The following is a 14,680-nucleotide window of genomic DNA, read 5'->3' on the forward strand; positions in this document are numbered from 1 at the left end:
TTACCGGGGTATAAAACTGGACGTGCTTTTCAGGTAATCGAAAAACCACCTGATGATGTAACTGAACTGGGGAATGAGTTGCGACTGTTGCCAGTCCGGGCTTTTGGAAAAGCCGGTGAATGTATCGAGGAAGAAGAGCATAGCGGAAACAATCAGCACGCCACGCAACGCCCCGAAACAGACCCCCAACACCCTGTCGGTTCCCGACAAGCCGGTTTTTTCCACCAGCGAGCCGATCACATAGTTCACGATGGCACCCACAATCAGAGTGGCAACGAATAACACCGCTATCGCGATGCCGTTGCGAACCAGTTCGTCGTCAAAACCTGTAAACCAGACTGCAAGGTAGGTGTAGTAATGACTGGCGACAAAAAACGCGCATCCCCAGGTAACGAGAGATAAGGCTTCCCGGACAAACCCACGAATCAGGCTGACCAGAGCCGAAAAACCAACTACCGCAATAATGACGTAATCAATCCAGATCATGAACGCTTCCAACCCAGTGCTTATGCACCCCTGCATCCAGTTCGGGGCGCATTCTAACAGAAAAAGAAAACGTTTGCGTAGGGTTTTCCGGTTCTGTATCCATAAAAAGGGCGATGAAAAAAACTTTCCTCGCCCTGAGTAAAATCAGCAATTTAACTCACTGATATAAAAAAACTTTACCACAACATTTTCGCTTAACCGCTTGTGCTATACTGCGCCTTTTACTGCTATCGGCGCGGCTTATCACAGCATTAACGCGTGCCGTACGGTTTCACCACGCCACCGAGCCCGGAGATGCTTTGTAGCTCACTCAGCGAACTCTGCAGCTTCGCTTTTGAGGCATCCGGCCCCACATAAATGCGCGTGATTTGTCCCTGCACCGGCGTGGATGGCACGGTAAAGGCACGATATCCTGACAGACGCAGTTGCGCCACAATCTCACTGACCTTGGCCGCGTTCTTTAGCGCACCCAGCTGAACCACAAACGCCTGCCCCGCAGGAGCCGCTTCCGGTTCACTCTGTTTCGGTGTTTCGACCGCTTTTGGCTGCTCAACCGGTTTCGGTTGTTCTACCACCTTGGGCTTCGGTTGTTCGACCGGTTTTGGCTTCGGCTGTTCAACCGGCTTAGGTTTGGGCTGCTCGACCACTTTTGGCTTCGGCTGCTCAACCGGCTTCGTCTGCTGATGCACCGGCGGCGGTGTCACCAGCGTAGGCTCGCTGTTCTGCACCGGTTGCGCATTGCCATTGCTGGCCGAGCTGCTGGCTTTACCGTTATCCGGGGTTTGCGCCGTGCTCGCCCCTTCCGGCGGCTGCGCCGGGAGCGGTTGCGTCACCGGCGGCACCATTTCGCTATCCTGCTGATCGTCCGGCTTTGGCACCAGCGGAATCGCCGCGAACTCTTCTTTGTAATGCTTTTTCTTGCCGTCGAGCAGCCCCGGCAGCACGATGACGCCAATCGCCACCAAAATGACGGTACCGACTAAGCGATTTTGAAACTTACTTGCCACTGCCATTCTCCGCTGACATCGATTCCATAACCTGTGCAACGGTGTGGAAAGAACCACACACCAGAATCACATCCTCAGGCGCGGCTTGCTGACGCGCGGCCTGCCATGCTGCATCGACGTTATCATACGCATTGCCACCTTCAAGGTGGGCGATCAGCTCATCGGCGGTGGCGCCACGCGGACCGTCAAGCGGTGCACAGAACCAGCGATCCACCTGCGGTGCCAGCGCGGCCAGCGTCCCCGCGATGTCCTTGTCATGCAACATGCCGACCACTGCATGCACTTTACCGCTTTTCGGCAACTCCGCCAGACGTGAAGCCAGATAATGCGCCGCATGCGGATTGTGCGCCACATCGAGAATCACGCGTGGTGATTCGCTCACCGTCTGGAAACGTCCGGGCAGAATCGCCAGAGGCAGGTGTTCGCGGATCACCGCTTCGCTGACATTGAGTCCTGATGCGCGCAGCGCGGTGATCGCGGTCGCCGCATTGGGCAACGGCACCTGCGGCAACGGCAGGTCGTGCAGCTCACCGTGTCCATCCTGTAACGTCCAGCTGTTTTCCTGTTTCTGCCACTGCCAGTCGCGGTTGATTTGCAGCAGTTGCGCGCCCTTCTCTGCCGCCACTTCGGCGATGGTGTGCGGCATATCGGCTTCACCGACGACTGCAGGTTTGCCACCACGGAACACGCCGGCTTTTTCGCGACCAATGCTTTCGCGATCCGGCCCCAGCCAATCGGTGTGATCGAGCGCGATGCTGGTGATCACCGCCACATCCGCATCCACGATGTTGGTGGCATCAAGGCGTCCACCCAGTCCCACTTCAAGGATCACCACATCAAGATTGGCGTCACGGAACAGATTCAGTGCCGAGATCGTACCGAATTCAAAATAGGTCAGAGAGATATCACCGCGCCCGGCTTCAATGCTGGCGAAACTGGCGCTGTGCAGCGCTTCGTCCAGTTCTGCGCCCTGAATGCGGACGCGCTCGGTGTAGCGCACCAGATGCGGCGAGCTATACACGCCCACGCGATAGCCTGCGGCCATCAACAGCGTTTCCAGCGTGCGGCAGGTGGTGCCTTTGCCATTGGTACCGGCAACGGTGAAGATAAACGGAGCGGGTTTTAGCAGATCAAGGCGTGCGGCGACGCGTTGAATACGATCCAGGCCCAATTCGATGGCCTGAGAATGCAGGTGTTCAAGATAATGAAGCCACGTGGCCAAAGGCGACGTGGCTTGAGGAAGCTGCAGAGTGTCCATGTGTCCCGTTTACTCATCTTACACATCGTCATTCAAGCCGCAGCGGCGTGGGCTGCACTCAATCACCCCCGATCCCTTACTGGGTAAGCTGCCGGGGATTCATTCGTTTGCCGCCTTGCTGCAACTCGAATGACTGGGTGTTTACGGTTCATTGGTGAAAAGCGTTTAACCACCGCTTTTCGTTGCCTGTCAGGCCTCGTTGCTCTCTGGCACAGCCGTGGAAGGCTGATCACCATCCTGCAGCGGCGCTGGCAGGTTCATCATTTTCGCCAGCAGGCTGGCCAGCTTAAAGCGCATTTCCGGACGACGGATGATCATGTCGATCGCGCCTTTTTCGATCAGGAATTCACTGCGCTGGAAGCCCGGTGGCAGTTTTTCACGCACGGTCTGTTCGATAACGCGTGGACCGGCAAAGCCAATCAGCGCTTTCGGTTCAGCGACGTTCAAATCGCCCAGCATCGCGAAGCTGGCAGACACACCGCCCATGGTTGGGTCAGTCAGCACGGAGATGTACGGCAAGCCGCGCTCCTGCATTTTCGCCAGCGCTGCGCTGGTTTTTGCCATCTGCATAAGCGACTGTAACGCTTCCTGCATACGGGCACCGCCACTGGCAGAGAAGCAGATCAGCGGGCAGTTATCTTCCAGTGCCTGCTCAACGCCACGCACAAAGCGCGCGCCAACCACAGAACCCATTGAGCCGCCCATAAAGGAGAACTCAAAAGCCACCGCCACTACTGGCATACCGTGCAGGGTGCCTTTCATGGCGATCAGAGCATCTTTCTCACCGGTGTCTTTCTGTGCGGCAACCAGACGATCTTTGTACTTCTTAGAATCGCGGAACTTGAGCAGATCCTTCGGTTCCAGCTCGCTGCCTAATTCAACCAGAGAACCTTCATCCAGCATGGTGTGCAGACGCTCACGGGCGTGCATGCGCATGTGGTGGTCGCACTTCGGGCAGACCTCAAGGTTACGCTCCAGTTCGGCGCGGTACAGCACCTGACCACAGCTATCGCATTTGGTCCAGACCCCTTCCGGGATACTGGCTTTGCGCGTTGGCGTGGTGGTGCTTTTATTCAGTATGCGTTCAATCCAGCTCATTGATGACCTTTCTGTTTAATGCTGACCTGGTCCAGTCTTCTTGTGACTGCTGAAATCACCTTCAGCAGGCCGTAAATGTCGCTCATTAAACCACAACCCGTTCACGCTGTGGATAAAAATCTGGTGACAGCCTTACTGTGGCTTCTGCTGACGTGCCTGACGGCGATGGCGCCATACTTCAATCACGCCTGGCAAAATTGAGACCACAATGATGCCAACAATCAGCAGTTTTAGGTTCTCCTGTACCACCGGCAAATCACCAAACAGGTAACCGGCATAGGAGAACAACAGCACCCACAGCAGTGCGCCCGTCACGTTGAAGAGCGCAAAGTGGCGATAAGACATGTGTCCCATCCCCGCCACAAAGGGGGCAAAGGTTCGCACGATTGGTACAAAGCGCGCAAGTATAATGGTTTTGCCACCGTGGCGATCGTAGAAGGCGTGGGTCTTATCCAGATAGCTGCGACGGAAAATTTTCGAGTTCGGATTGCTGAACAGCTTCTCACCGAACAACCGACCAATAGTGTAGTTCACCGCATCGCCGAGGATGGCAGCAATCACCAGCAGCGTGACCATTAAATGCACGTTGAGATCGTTACCTGGCAGTGCCGCCAGCGCGCCAGCAACAAACAGTAACGAATCCCCAGGCAGGAACGGTGTGACCACCAGGCCGGTTTCGCAGAACAGGATCAGGAACAGAATGGCGTAAATCCAGACGCCGTACTGCGCCACCAGTTCGGCTAAATGCACATCAATATGGAGAATAAAGTCGATCAAAAAGTGGATGAATTCCATAATGTTCCGGCTCCCAAACATCCTTACTCATTTAAATTAATCTGCGAGGAACAACGGTCCCAACGCAGGCTGAGGTAACGCAAAGTGAGATGGGTAATCCACCGCCACCAAATACAACCCCTCGGCTTTAGCGGTCGCTGCCGCCAGAGTACGATCTTTTGCCGCCAGCAACTCAGCCATCCAGCTTTCCGGCTGGTTGCCGCAGCCAATTTCCATCAGGCTGCCGACAATATTGCGCACCATGTGGTGCACGAACGCGTTGGCTTTGATATCGACAATCACATAAGGTCCGTAACGTGTGACGTTAAGGTGCATCACGTTGCGCCACGGCGTGCGCGACTGGCACTGCACCGCACGGAACGAGGTAAAGTCGTTCTCGCCAATTAAACACTGACCGGCACGCTGCATTTTCTCGACATCCAGCGGATGATAAAAATGGGTGATGCCGTTGCCAAGAATCGCCGGTCGCAGCCGCTGATTGAAAATCACATAGCGGTAACGACGCGCGGTGGCGCTAAAGCGGGCATGGAATTCATCCGGCACCGCTTTCACCCAACGTACGGCGATGTCGTCAGGTAAATTGGCGTTAACACCCAGCGTCCAGGCGCTGTCCGCACGTTGTGAGGTGGTTTCAAAATGCACCACTTGCCCGGTACCGTGCACACCGGCATCCGTGCGTCCGGCGCAGAACACCACTACCGGGTGATTCGCCACTTTCGACAGCGCTTTTTCCAGCTTTTCCTGCACGCTGCGCACTTCATTCTGTCGCTGCCAGCCGTAGTAACGGCTGCCGTCGTACTCAATGCCTAACGCCAGCTTAAATGTCGTTTCTTCAGACAACATTAATAGAAGTACTCCTGCACCAATTTCTCAGCGGTTTTTACCGCCATCAGTGCGCCGCCGAAACGAACGTTGTCAGCCACGGACCAGAATTGCAGCAGCTCAGGGAGACCGTAATCATTACGCACATTGCCAATGCTCAGCGCATCATTGCCTGATGCATCGCTGACGGGCGTCGGATATTCACCGTCTTCACTGAGGTTGATGTCATCAGCACGCGCCAGTTCATCTCGCGCTTCTTCGGCTGACAGCGGACGTAAATTTTCGACATGCACAATCTGCGTGTTGCCGTAAAACACTGGCGCCTGCACGCTGCTGACGGCAATTGGCAAGCCTTCGTCCTGCAGCACTTTGCGCACCTGATCCACCAGACGACGTTCACTCTCCACGCTGCCATGGCTATCCGCTAACTGCGGCAACAGGTTGAACGCCAGTTGACGACCAAAATAGTGCTCATCTGCCGGTACACCATTCAGCAAACGTGCACTTTCGCCCGCCAGGCCATCCACTGCCGCTTTACCGTGGCTGGAAACCGACATCAGATTGGTCACCTGCAAACGGCTTAACCCCGCCGTATCCACCAGCGGTTTGATAGCGCTTAACAGCTGGCTTACCAGCGCATCGGCCACCGTCACGATATTGCGATTGCGATAATCGGCCAGCACCTGCGGGTTCACATCAGGCACCACCAGCGGGACATCCGGCTCCAGCGCGAACAGATCGCTGCTGTCGATCACCAGGCAACCCTGGCTCGCGGCTTCATCCGCGTAACGCGCGGAAGCTTCACGTCCGGCAGCGAAAAACGCCAGCTGCGCCTGCGTCCAGTCAAATTCAGCCGCATCCTGCACGCGCAGGGTGCGACCATCAAAACGCACACTTTCACCGGCGCTGTTTTCGCTCGCCAGCAGATACAATTCACCAACCGGGAACTGGCGTTCTGCCAGCAATTCCAGTACAGCGTTCCCTACTGCGCCTGTTGCGCCCAATAGCGCAATATTCCAGCCGTCAGACATGTTGGTTTACTCCAGACAATGACATAAAAACAGAAGGCGGTGATGACACCGCCTGACATTTAAGACTTTTCCCGCGCGAAAACGCAGGGGATTGATTTAACTTTACAAACTGGCGCGGAAACCGAGCTTTTCCAGCATCGCGGCGCTATCGGCATCATCACATTTCACCTGCAGTGATGACCATTCACGACGCTCTTCATACTGCTTGCGCAGGCGATCAAATTCGCCCGGTTTGGCAGCCACTTTTCGCAGTGGCGCATCGTCGCGGCGCACATCATACACCAGGTGCACCAGTCGTTTCAGCGTTGGCTGATCGAGCTTGCCGTGCAGCGTAATGGTGCCAAATTCCGGTGCAGGCAACAGAGACTCCAGCGCGACCTGTTGCGGCTGGCCGATAAACGCGCACCAGGCTTCGAATACCTGAGTGGTGCCACGCGCCTTGCCTTCCAGCGTATAGCCCGCAATATGTGCCGTGGCGATATCCACTTTGTCCAGCAGATCGAGGTTCAGATCCGGCTCCGGCTCCCACACATCCAGCACCACGCTGAGGTCGCTGCGCATTTTCAACACTTCAAGCAGCGCGGCGTTATCCACCACCGGGCCACGGCAGGCATTGATCAGAATGGTGTTGGGTTGGAGTGCCATCAGCAGTGCCATATCGGCCAGGTGCCAGCTTTTATAGGGGCCGTCTTTAAATAGCGGCGTATGGAAGGTCAGAATATCGGCCTGCGCCACCAGCTCATCCAGCGTGTGGAACGCTTCCTGATCGCCACGATCCGCACGCGGCGGATCGCACAGCAAGGTTTTCACCCCCCAGGCTTCAAGACGTTTTTGCAAACGCCCCCCCACATTGCCCACACCGACAATACCTACGGTACGATCGCGCAGTTCAAAACCATCGCGTTCGGCCAGCAGCAGTAAGGAGGAGAAGACATACTCCACCACCGCAATCGCGTTACAGCCCGGTGCCGCCGAGAAGGCAATGCCGGCGGCTGCAAGCGATGCATCATCGACATGGTCAGTGCCTGCAGTCGCGGTACCGACAAATTTCACTGGCGTACCGGCCAGCAGCGCCGCATTCACTTTAGTCACCGAGCGCACCATCAGTCCGCTGGCATCCTGCAACTCTGCTTCGGGTAACGGACGTCCCGGCACGGCCAATACTTCACCGGTGCGACTGAAGAGTTCACGAGCGTAAGGCATGTTTTCATCGACGAGAATTTTCACTGCGGCGGTCCTGTCTGCTGAGGCGTTTGAGGCGCGTATTCTTACATAAAGCTGGGGATTAACCTAACCGGCTGCGATAGCGATCCGGCGTGGTGCCGGCCTGCTGCTGGAACATCACAATCAGCGCCGACGACGAGCTATAACCCAGTTCGTGTGCAATGCCCTGCACGCTGCAACCCTGCTCCAGCAGCGCAATGGCACGCAAAAACCGTAAACGCTGCCGCCATTCGCTGAAAGACATCTTCAACTGCTGCTGACAACGTCGCGCCAGCGTACGCTCGGTGGTGAACACACGCTTCGCCCATTGTGCCAGCGTGGTGTTATCGCCGGGATTTTCTTCCAGCGCGCGCAAAATGGGCGCGAGAAATTTGTCGTCCGACAAGGGCAAATAGCTGGTGTGCACCGGTGCCTGGCGCAGACGATCAATCAAGACTTCACACAGTCGCCAGTCCGCTTCCGTTTGAGGCTGCTCCAACTCACGCTGTGCAAAATCATTCATGATAGCGTGCACAATCGCATCAACGTGCAGTAAACAGGCATTGTCGGGCATCCCCGCACAGAGATCGGCCGCGAGATTGAAGGTGCGGAACTGGGCATGGCAATGGTTATAGCTGCTGTGGCGCTGTTCTGGCGGGATCCAGATCGGCATATCAGCGGGCGTTAATAACCGTTCCCCCTCCACTTCCATCTCCAGCACGTGGCTGGTGACAAAAATCACCTGACCCCAACTGTGCAGATGCGGGAGATATTCAGTTTTCGCGTTAGCCTGCTCGTAGCGCATAAAATAGCGCAGTAGCGGCGCATCAATCGGCGGCTGATACTCGATCTGTAAATTCATTCTGTCCGGTCACTAACGAATATTGTCCGATTTTAACTATCTGAATAAAACCGGTCAAATGTAAACTATTCGCGATTAAACTCAGGAGTCGTACGATGAATTTACTGTTTCCGTTGATTGCGGTGATGATCTGGTCGATCAACACCATTGTCAGCAAACTCTCTGCCGGGAGCATCGATCCTGCCGCCATCTCCTTTTATCGCTGGCTGCTGGCGCTCATCGTGCTGGCCCCCTTCAGCCTGCCCGGCGTGTGGCGCCATCGCCATGCCGTGAAGGCCAATCTGTGGCGATTATTGATCCTCGGCCTGTTGGGCATGGTGCTTTATCAGAGTCTCGCCTACTATGCCGCCCACAGCGTGTCGGCGGTGATGATGGGTATCTTGGGTGCCACGATTCCGCTACTGACCATTCTGCTCAGCCTGTTCGTTTTACGCCTTGCGCCAACGCGCGGCATTTTGATCGGCGGCCTGTTGTCCTTTGCCGGTTTGGTATGGTTGGTGAGTGAAGGGAATCCCGCTCAGTTGCTGAATCAGCGTCTGGGCAACGGCGAGTTGATGATGCTGGCGGCTTCCACCTCGTATGCGCTTTACGGTGTGCTGACCAAACGCTGGGCGATCCCTCTGCCGACCTGGCAGAGCCTGTACGTGCAGATTTTCTTTGGTGTGTTGCTGTTACTGCCTGGATTCTTGCGCGCACCGGACGTCACGCTGAACTTGCATAACATTCCGCTGGTGCTGTTTGCCGGGCTGTTCGCGTCCATTATCGCGCCGTTCTTGTGGATCCTTGGTGTGCAACGTCTCGGTGCCAGTACCACCACCATTTTTATGAATTTTGTGCCCGCGTTTACCGCCATCATTGCCGTGCTGTTCCTGCATGAGCAACTGCACGCCTATCACTGGATTGGCGGCGGCATGACGTTGGTGGGGGTGATTCTGGCGCAACGGTTGAAAACACCGCTGCGCAAGCCACGTGAACGCACCGTTCAGCTCAGCGAAAGCTGATGATGATGCGCAGCCCGCCCAGTTGCGGGCTGCGATCCAGCAGCAACTGCGCACCGTGCCAGGCACAAATATCTTTGACCAGCGCCAGCCCGATGCCCGCACCGGGCTGGCTGGCATTATCCAGGCGACCAAACGGCTGCAATGCCTGATGCTGTTGTGCCGCACTAATGCCCGGCCCGCTGTCCTCAATTTCCAGCTGTTTCTCCCGCAATCGCGCCGTGACGATCCCGCCTTCTGGCGTGTATTTAATCGCATTGTCCAGCAGGTTGGCACAGAGTTCGGCCAGTAATAAGCCATCGCCTTGCACCACACAGGGAATGTCGCCTTCAAATCCCAGATCGATGTGTTTGTGGCGCGCGCCGGCATAGCTGCTGAAACATGCCTGTTCCACAATTTCATTCAAACTGACCCGAGAAAAAGGCTTGTCCTCACCGTGCCGGGCTTTAATTTGTGCCAATTGTAATAACCGATCGGTGAGTTGCACCGTATCGTTGAGCGTATGGCGCATGCCAAGCAAACTTTCCCGCCACTGCGCAGGATCATCACTGTTGAGCGCAACGCCAACCTGTGTTTTTAAAATAGTGAGCGGTGTACGTAATTGGTGTGAAACGTCGGCACTAAAACGTTCCTGTCGTGCCAGCAAACCGCGCAGTCGTTCCAGATGTCGATTAAAGGCAATAATTAACGGCTGCAATTCCGACCAGGGCAATAGCGACGGCAAAGGCGTCAACTCACCTGGCGCACGTCGTAGCATGATGCGCGATAATCGGCGCAGCGGCCGCAACACTTTGCGTAATAACAGGCTGGCTAACAGCAAGGTAATCAACACCAGAAAGCTTTGACTGATCAACGCGGTGCGCAATAATCCTTCCGCAAACCCATGGCGAGAGTTCAGGGTTTCCGCCACCAGAACTAGTGCCATGCCCTCTACGCCCTGCTCGTTTACCGGTTGCCATAACGCCGCAATCCGAATCGGCTGCTTACGGTAGCTGCCATCGTAAAAGTGGACTAATGCGGGATAGGCTTCAGAAAGCGGCGCGTTGCGCGGTAAAGGGGGCAGATCGGGGTAACCTGAAAGGGTTTTGCCTTGCGGCGAGATCACCTGATAGAACAGCTGATCGTTCATGTTGCGCTCAAAACTGTCGAGCACCACCCAAGGCACGTCCACTTCAAGATGGTTTTGCCGTACCACCAGCCTTTCCGCCACCGTGCGGGCCGAGGCGAGAAGTGAGCGATCGTAGGCTTGATTCGCCGCCTGCAGCGCACTCTGGTAATGGGTATAAACCGACAACCCCCACAGCAGCATCAACGGAGCGCCCAGCCACAGCAACAGTTCACCACGCAGCGAATGGCTCAGGCGCACGGCTGGCACTCCAGACTGTATCCCAGCCCACGTAGCGTCACGATCGCGACATCGCTGCCCTGCAGCTTTTTCCGCACCCGATGCACATACAGCTCAATGCTTTCCAGGCTGGCTTCATCGGTTAAGGTAAAGGTCTGTTCATAAAGATGCTGGCGTGACACCGGACGTCCAGGGCGTTGCATCAAAGTCGAGAGCACGCTGGCTTCACGCGGGGTGAGCATCAACGGTTTATGATTCAGCAGAAAATAGCCTTCGCCGTCGCGTTCCAGCTGGCCCACGGTCTGCGATTGCGCGGTCTGTCCCTGGCTGCGACGCAACAACGCCCGCAGGCGCGCTTCCAGCTCATCCAGTTCAAAGGGTTTAGTTAGATAGTCGTCCGCGCCCGCATTGAGGCCCTGCACGCGCTGTTCCAGTGCACTTTTGGCCGTGAGCAATAATACCGGCGTGGTTTGCCCACGCTTACGCAAACGCGCCAGCACCGCCAGACCATCCAGCCGTGGCAGCGATACATCCAGCACCACCACCGCATAGTCTTCGCTCTGCAACACATGGTCTGCCGCCAGGCCATCCGCGACCCAATCCACGGCAAAACCTTTCTGTGTCAGCGCTTTTTGCAGCCAGCTAGCCAGGTCAACCGTATCTTCCACCAGTAAGAGACGCATATCACATCCTGATACTTTTCCCGAGCACTGAAAGGTAAATGAAAGGTTACACCATTAACAATTCAGCAACGCCGAATGTTCGGCAGTTGTCACACTCTGGAAGCATGAATGGAGCGAATAATGAAAAAAATCTTACCCCTCGCCCTCGCCTCAACCCTGGTGGCTTTGTCGATCTCTTCTGCGCTGGCGGAAGCGCCAGACCGGACAGAATGTATCGCCCCCGCCAAACCCGGCGGTGGATTTGATCTGACCTGTAAGTTGATTCAGGTTTCCATGCAGGAAACCGGCGAAATCAGTAAACCGATGCGCGTGACCTATATGCCCGGCGGTGTGGGAGCGGTGGCTTACAACGCCATCATTGCTCAGCGCCCCGCCGAAGCAGGCACGCTGGTGGCCTTCTCCGGCGGTTCGTTGCTCAATCTCTCTCAGGGCAAGTTTGGCCGCTATTCAGAAAGTGACGTGAAGTGGCTGGCTGCCGTCGGCACCGATTATGGCATCGTCGCGGTACGCAATGACGCCCCATGGAAAAACCTCGGTGAACTGATGGAAGCCATGAAGAGCGATCCCACCAAAGTGGTGGTCGGCGCAGGTGCTTCGATCGGTAGTCAGGACTGGATGAAAACCGCCCTGCTGGCTCGCGAAGCGGGCATCGACCCACGCAAGATGCGCTATGTCGCGTTTGAGGGCGGTGGCGAGCCGGTAACGGCTCTGCTTGGCAACCATATTCAGGTGGTCTCCGGGGATATGAGCGAGATGGTGCCACATTTGCAAGCCGGCAAGTTACGCGTGCTGGCAGTGATGTCTGACAAACGCTTACCGGGTGAACTGGCGAGTGTGCCGACTGCCAAAGAGCAAGGCTATAACGTCGAATGGCCGATTATTCGCGGCTATTACCTCGGTCCGAAAGTGACTGACGCGGAATATCAGTGGTGGGAAGACGCGTTCAAAAAGTTGGTGACCACCAAAGAATTCCAGCAACAGCGAGATATGCGCGGACTGTTTGAATTCAACATGTTCGGCAGCGAGCTGGATGCCTACGTGAAAAAACAGGTGGCTGATTATCGCGAAAAAGCCAAATCCTTTGGCCTGGCCAAATAACGGAGTCGATGATGAGCGATCGTATCTTCGCCGGTATCTGGCTGCTGCTGTGCATTGCCGGGTTGTTTATTGCCTGGCAAATCCAGAGTGAATACAGCTATGAACCGGTCGGCCCACGCCCTTTCCCGATGCTGCTGCTGGGATTAATGGCGATTTGCGCCGTGATGATGTTACTGCGCAAACCCGATCTGGTGCAGTGGCCTTCCGCCACCACACTGAAAAAGTTAGTGCTGATGTGCGTCATGCTGATGGTATATGGCTGGCTGTTTGAGCGTCTGGGTTTTGCTGCATGCACCACGCTGCTGACCTTTGGCATTGGGCTGTTGTTTGGCGCGCGCTGGTGGGCGGCTGCGGTGTCCGGTGTGGTGATGGGCATAGCACTGTTTTATGCCTTTGACCGCCTGCTCGATGTCACCTTGCCCGTCGGCAGCTGGTTCAATTAACGGGAGTCTCACATGGATACCTGGTCTTTTCTGATGCAAGGGTTTGCCGTTGCGATGACGCCGGAAAACCTGATGATCGCACTCATCGGCTGCTTTATTGGCACCATTGTTGGCCTACTGCCCGGACTCGGGCCGATTAACGGTGTCGCGATCCTGATGCCGCTGGCGTTTGCTCTGCACTTACCTGCCGAGTCCGCGCTGATCCTGCTTGCTACGGTCTACATCGGTTGCGAGTACGGTGGTCGTATCTCCTCTATTTTGCTTAACGTGCCAGGCGATGCCGGGGCAATCATGACCGCGCTGGATGGCTACCCGATGGCGCAACAGGGCAAAGCTGGCGTGGCCCTGTCGATCTCAGCAGTGAGTTCATTTATTGGATCCACTATCGCGATTCTCGGCATTATTCTCTTTGCCCCTATATTGGCCAACTGGTCACTGGCCTTTGGTCCGGCGGAGTATTTCGCGCTGATGGTGTTTGCGATTGCCTGTCTGGGCAGCATGATGAGCCACAATCCGTTGAAATCGTTTTTAGCCGCGCTGATCGGTTTGGGTATGGCCACCGTTGGCGTCGATGCCAATACCGGCGTCTATCGTTTCACCTTCGACAGCGTGCACCTCTCCGACGGTATCCAATTTGTGGTCGTGGTGATCGGGCTGTTTTCTGTCAGTGAAATACTGCTGATGCTGGAATCCACCAGCAGCGGGCAGAAAGTGGTTCGCGCCAGTGGCCGTATGATGTTCAACATGAAAGAAGCGGCGCAGGCAACCGGTGCTACCTTGCGTTCCTCCTTTATCGGCTTCTTTGTGGGCGTACTGCCCGGCGCCGGTGCCACCATCGCCAGTGCCATCGCTTATATGAGCGAGAAGAAAATCAGCGGCAGTGACCAGTTTGGTAAAGGGGATATTCGCGGTGTGGCAGCGCCTGAAGCGGCCAACAACGCCTCGGCTTGCGGCTCCTTTATTCCAATGCTGACGCTGGGTATTCCGGGATCCGGCACCACAGCGGTGATGGTCGGTGCGCTGACGCTGTACAACATCACACCCGGCCCGGCGATGTTTACCGAACAGCCGGATATCGTCTGGGGTCTGATTGCAGCATTGCTGATTGGTAACGTGATGCTGCTGATCATGAACATCCCGATGATCAACATCTTCGCCCGCATGCTGACCATCCCGCTGTGGTTCCTGGTACCCGCCATCGCCGCGATCTCTGCAGTGGGCGTTTACGCCGTGCACAGTACCACTTTTGATCTGTTGCTGATGGTCGGACTGGGTATCTTTGGCTATATCTTGCGTAAAATGGATTTCCCGATGTCGCCGCTGATTCTGGGCTTCGTACTGGGAGAGATGCTGGAGCAAAACCTGCGCCGTGCGCTCTCCATCAGTAACGGCAACCTGCCGATTCTGTGGGAAAGCCTGATCTGCAAAGTGTTGCTGGTGTTGGCGATCGCTGTCCTGATCGTGCCGCCACTGTGGAAACGCTGGCGTCGTAAGCGTCTCAAACTGGCTGAAGCTGAATAAATCCAGAACTGACGCGATTTCCCCTCACTG

The 14,680-nt window shown here is 55.9% G+C and carries 15 protein-coding genes; 4 read left to right on the forward strand and 11 right to left on the reverse strand.

Annotated elements, in window-relative coordinates:
- The 9 genes from cvpA to FD744_RS20575 form a co-directional block, all read right to left on the reverse strand.
- A complete protein-coding gene (cvpA, locus tag FD744_RS20535) occupies positions 1–486 on the reverse strand; it encodes a colicin V production protein (RefSeq protein ID WP_034825265.1) in 486 nt (161 codons plus the stop codon).
- A gap of 251 nt (positions 487–737) precedes the next feature.
- Positions 738–1,493 (reverse strand): cell division protein DedD, encoded by a 756-nt coding sequence (dedD, locus tag FD744_RS20540; RefSeq protein WP_160869149.1) that lies wholly within the window; start codon positions 1,491–1,493, stop codon positions 738–740.
- Entirely contained in the window at positions 1,483–2,751 is a 1,269-nt protein-coding gene (gene folC / locus FD744_RS20545) for a bifunctional tetrahydrofolate synthase/dihydrofolate synthase (protein ID WP_160869151.1), read from the reverse strand. Before folC ends, dedD begins: the two co-directional genes overlap by 11 nt.
- Positions 2,752–2,940: 189 nt before the next feature.
- A complete protein-coding gene (gene accD / locus FD744_RS20550; RefSeq protein WP_034825118.1) occupies positions 2,941–3,849 on the reverse strand; it encodes an acetyl-CoA carboxylase, carboxyltransferase subunit beta in 909 nt (302 codons plus the stop codon).
- A 132-nt stretch (positions 3,850–3,981) separates the two neighbouring features.
- Complete coding sequence (locus FD744_RS20555; protein WP_034825120.1) at positions 3,982–4,644, reverse strand: DedA family protein; 663 nt, start codon at positions 4,642–4,644, stop codon at positions 3,982–3,984.
- 36 nt (positions 4,645–4,680) lie between these two features.
- Positions 4,681–5,487 (reverse strand): tRNA pseudouridine(38-40) synthase TruA, encoded by an 807-nt coding sequence (truA, locus tag FD744_RS20560; RefSeq protein WP_160869153.1) that lies wholly within the window; start codon positions 5,485–5,487, stop codon positions 4,681–4,683.
- Entirely contained in the window at positions 5,487–6,497 is a 1,011-nt protein-coding gene (locus FD744_RS20565) for an aspartate-semialdehyde dehydrogenase (protein ID WP_058962341.1), read from the reverse strand. Before FD744_RS20565 ends, truA begins: the two co-directional genes overlap by 1 nt.
- Before the next feature lie 102 nt (positions 6,498–6,599).
- Positions 6,600–7,724, reverse strand: coding sequence for a 4-phosphoerythronate dehydrogenase PdxB (pdxB, locus tag FD744_RS20570; protein WP_160869155.1), 1,125 nt, complete (start codon positions 7,722–7,724; stop codon positions 6,600–6,602).
- Positions 7,725–7,782: 58 nt separating this feature from the next.
- Positions 7,783–8,562 (reverse strand): helix-turn-helix domain-containing protein, encoded by a 780-nt coding sequence (locus FD744_RS20575; protein WP_160869157.1) that lies wholly within the window; start codon positions 8,560–8,562, stop codon positions 7,783–7,785.
- Between the two features lie 95 nt (positions 8,563–8,657).
- On the opposite strand from FD744_RS20575, the gene FD744_RS20580 reads away from it, so the two are divergent.
- Complete coding sequence (locus FD744_RS20580) at positions 8,658–9,563, forward strand: DMT family transporter (protein WP_058962344.1); 906 nt, start codon at positions 8,658–8,660, stop codon at positions 9,561–9,563.
- Here FD744_RS20580 and FD744_RS20585 read toward each other — a convergent pair.
- Together FD744_RS20585 and tctD are read right to left on the reverse strand one after the other, a co-directional pair.
- Positions 9,550–10,926 (reverse strand): sensor histidine kinase, encoded by a 1,377-nt coding sequence (locus tag FD744_RS20585; RefSeq protein WP_160869159.1) that lies wholly within the window; start codon positions 10,924–10,926, stop codon positions 9,550–9,552. The genes FD744_RS20580 and FD744_RS20585 overlap by 14 nt on opposite strands.
- Positions 10,917–11,588 (reverse strand): transcriptional regulator TctD, encoded by a 672-nt coding sequence (tctD, locus tag FD744_RS20590; RefSeq protein WP_097116562.1) that lies wholly within the window; start codon positions 11,586–11,588, stop codon positions 10,917–10,919. Before tctD ends, FD744_RS20585 begins: the two co-directional genes overlap by 10 nt.
- A gap of 120 nt (positions 11,589–11,708) precedes the next feature.
- Between tctD and FD744_RS20595 the strand changes: the two genes are divergently transcribed.
- The 3 genes from FD744_RS20595 to FD744_RS20605 are packed head-to-tail and all read left to right on the forward strand — an operon-like array spanning position 11,709 to position 14,650.
- Entirely contained in the window at positions 11,709–12,686 is a 978-nt protein-coding gene (locus tag FD744_RS20595; protein ID WP_034825134.1) for a tripartite tricarboxylate transporter substrate binding protein, read from the forward strand.
- An 11-nt stretch (positions 12,687–12,697) separates the two neighbouring features.
- The gene (locus FD744_RS20600) at positions 12,698–13,129 is read left to right on the forward strand and encodes a tripartite tricarboxylate transporter TctB family protein (protein WP_058962348.1); all 432 of its coding nucleotides are present in this window, start codon (positions 12,698–12,700) and stop codon (positions 13,127–13,129) included.
- Positions 13,130–13,141: 12 nt separating this feature from the next.
- Entirely contained in the window at positions 13,142–14,650 is a 1,509-nt protein-coding gene (locus FD744_RS20605; protein WP_034825138.1) for a tripartite tricarboxylate transporter permease, read from the forward strand.
- Positions 14,651–14,680 lie beyond the last annotated feature (30 nt).

This window comes from Pantoea sp. Taur (assembly GCF_009830025.1).
Classification (GTDB): domain Bacteria; phylum Pseudomonadota; class Gammaproteobacteria; order Enterobacterales; family Enterobacteriaceae; genus Pantoea; species Pantoea communis.

Coding starts and splice junctions, on each gene's coding strand:
- cvpA (WP_034825265.1), bottom strand. CDS start 486: ATGATCTGGATTGATTACGTCATTATTGCGGTAGTTGGTTTTTCGGCT.
- folC (WP_160869151.1), bottom strand. CDS start 2,751: ATGGACACTCTGCAGCTTCCTCAAGCCACGTCGCCTTTGGCCACGTGG.
- accD (WP_034825118.1), bottom strand. CDS start 3,849: ATGAGCTGGATTGAACGCATACTGAATAAAAGCACCACCACGCCAACG.
- FD744_RS20555 (WP_034825120.1), bottom strand. CDS start 4,644: ATGGAATTCATCCACTTTTTGATCGACTTTATTCTCCATATTGATGTG.
- truA (WP_160869153.1), bottom strand. CDS start 5,487: ATGTTGTCTGAAGAAACGACATTTAAGCTGGCGTTAGGCATTGAGTAC.
- FD744_RS20565 (WP_058962341.1), bottom strand. CDS start 6,497: ATGTCTGACGGCTGGAATATTGCGCTATTGGGCGCAACAGGCGCAGTA.
- FD744_RS20575 (WP_160869157.1), bottom strand. CDS start 8,562: ATGAATTTACAGATCGAGTATCAGCCGCCGATTGATGCGCCGCTACTG.
- FD744_RS20580 (WP_058962344.1), top strand. CDS start 8,658: ATGAATTTACTGTTTCCGTTGATTGCGGTGATGATCTGGTCGATCAAC.
- tctD (WP_097116562.1), bottom strand. CDS start 11,588: ATGCGTCTCTTACTGGTGGAAGATACGGTTGACCTGGCTAGCTGGCTG.
- FD744_RS20595 (WP_034825134.1), top strand. CDS start 11,709: ATGAAAAAAATCTTACCCCTCGCCCTCGCCTCAACCCTGGTGGCTTTG.
- FD744_RS20600 (WP_058962348.1), top strand. CDS start 12,698: ATGAGCGATCGTATCTTCGCCGGTATCTGGCTGCTGCTGTGCATTGCC.
- FD744_RS20605 (WP_034825138.1), top strand. CDS start 13,142: ATGGATACCTGGTCTTTTCTGATGCAAGGGTTTGCCGTTGCGATGACG.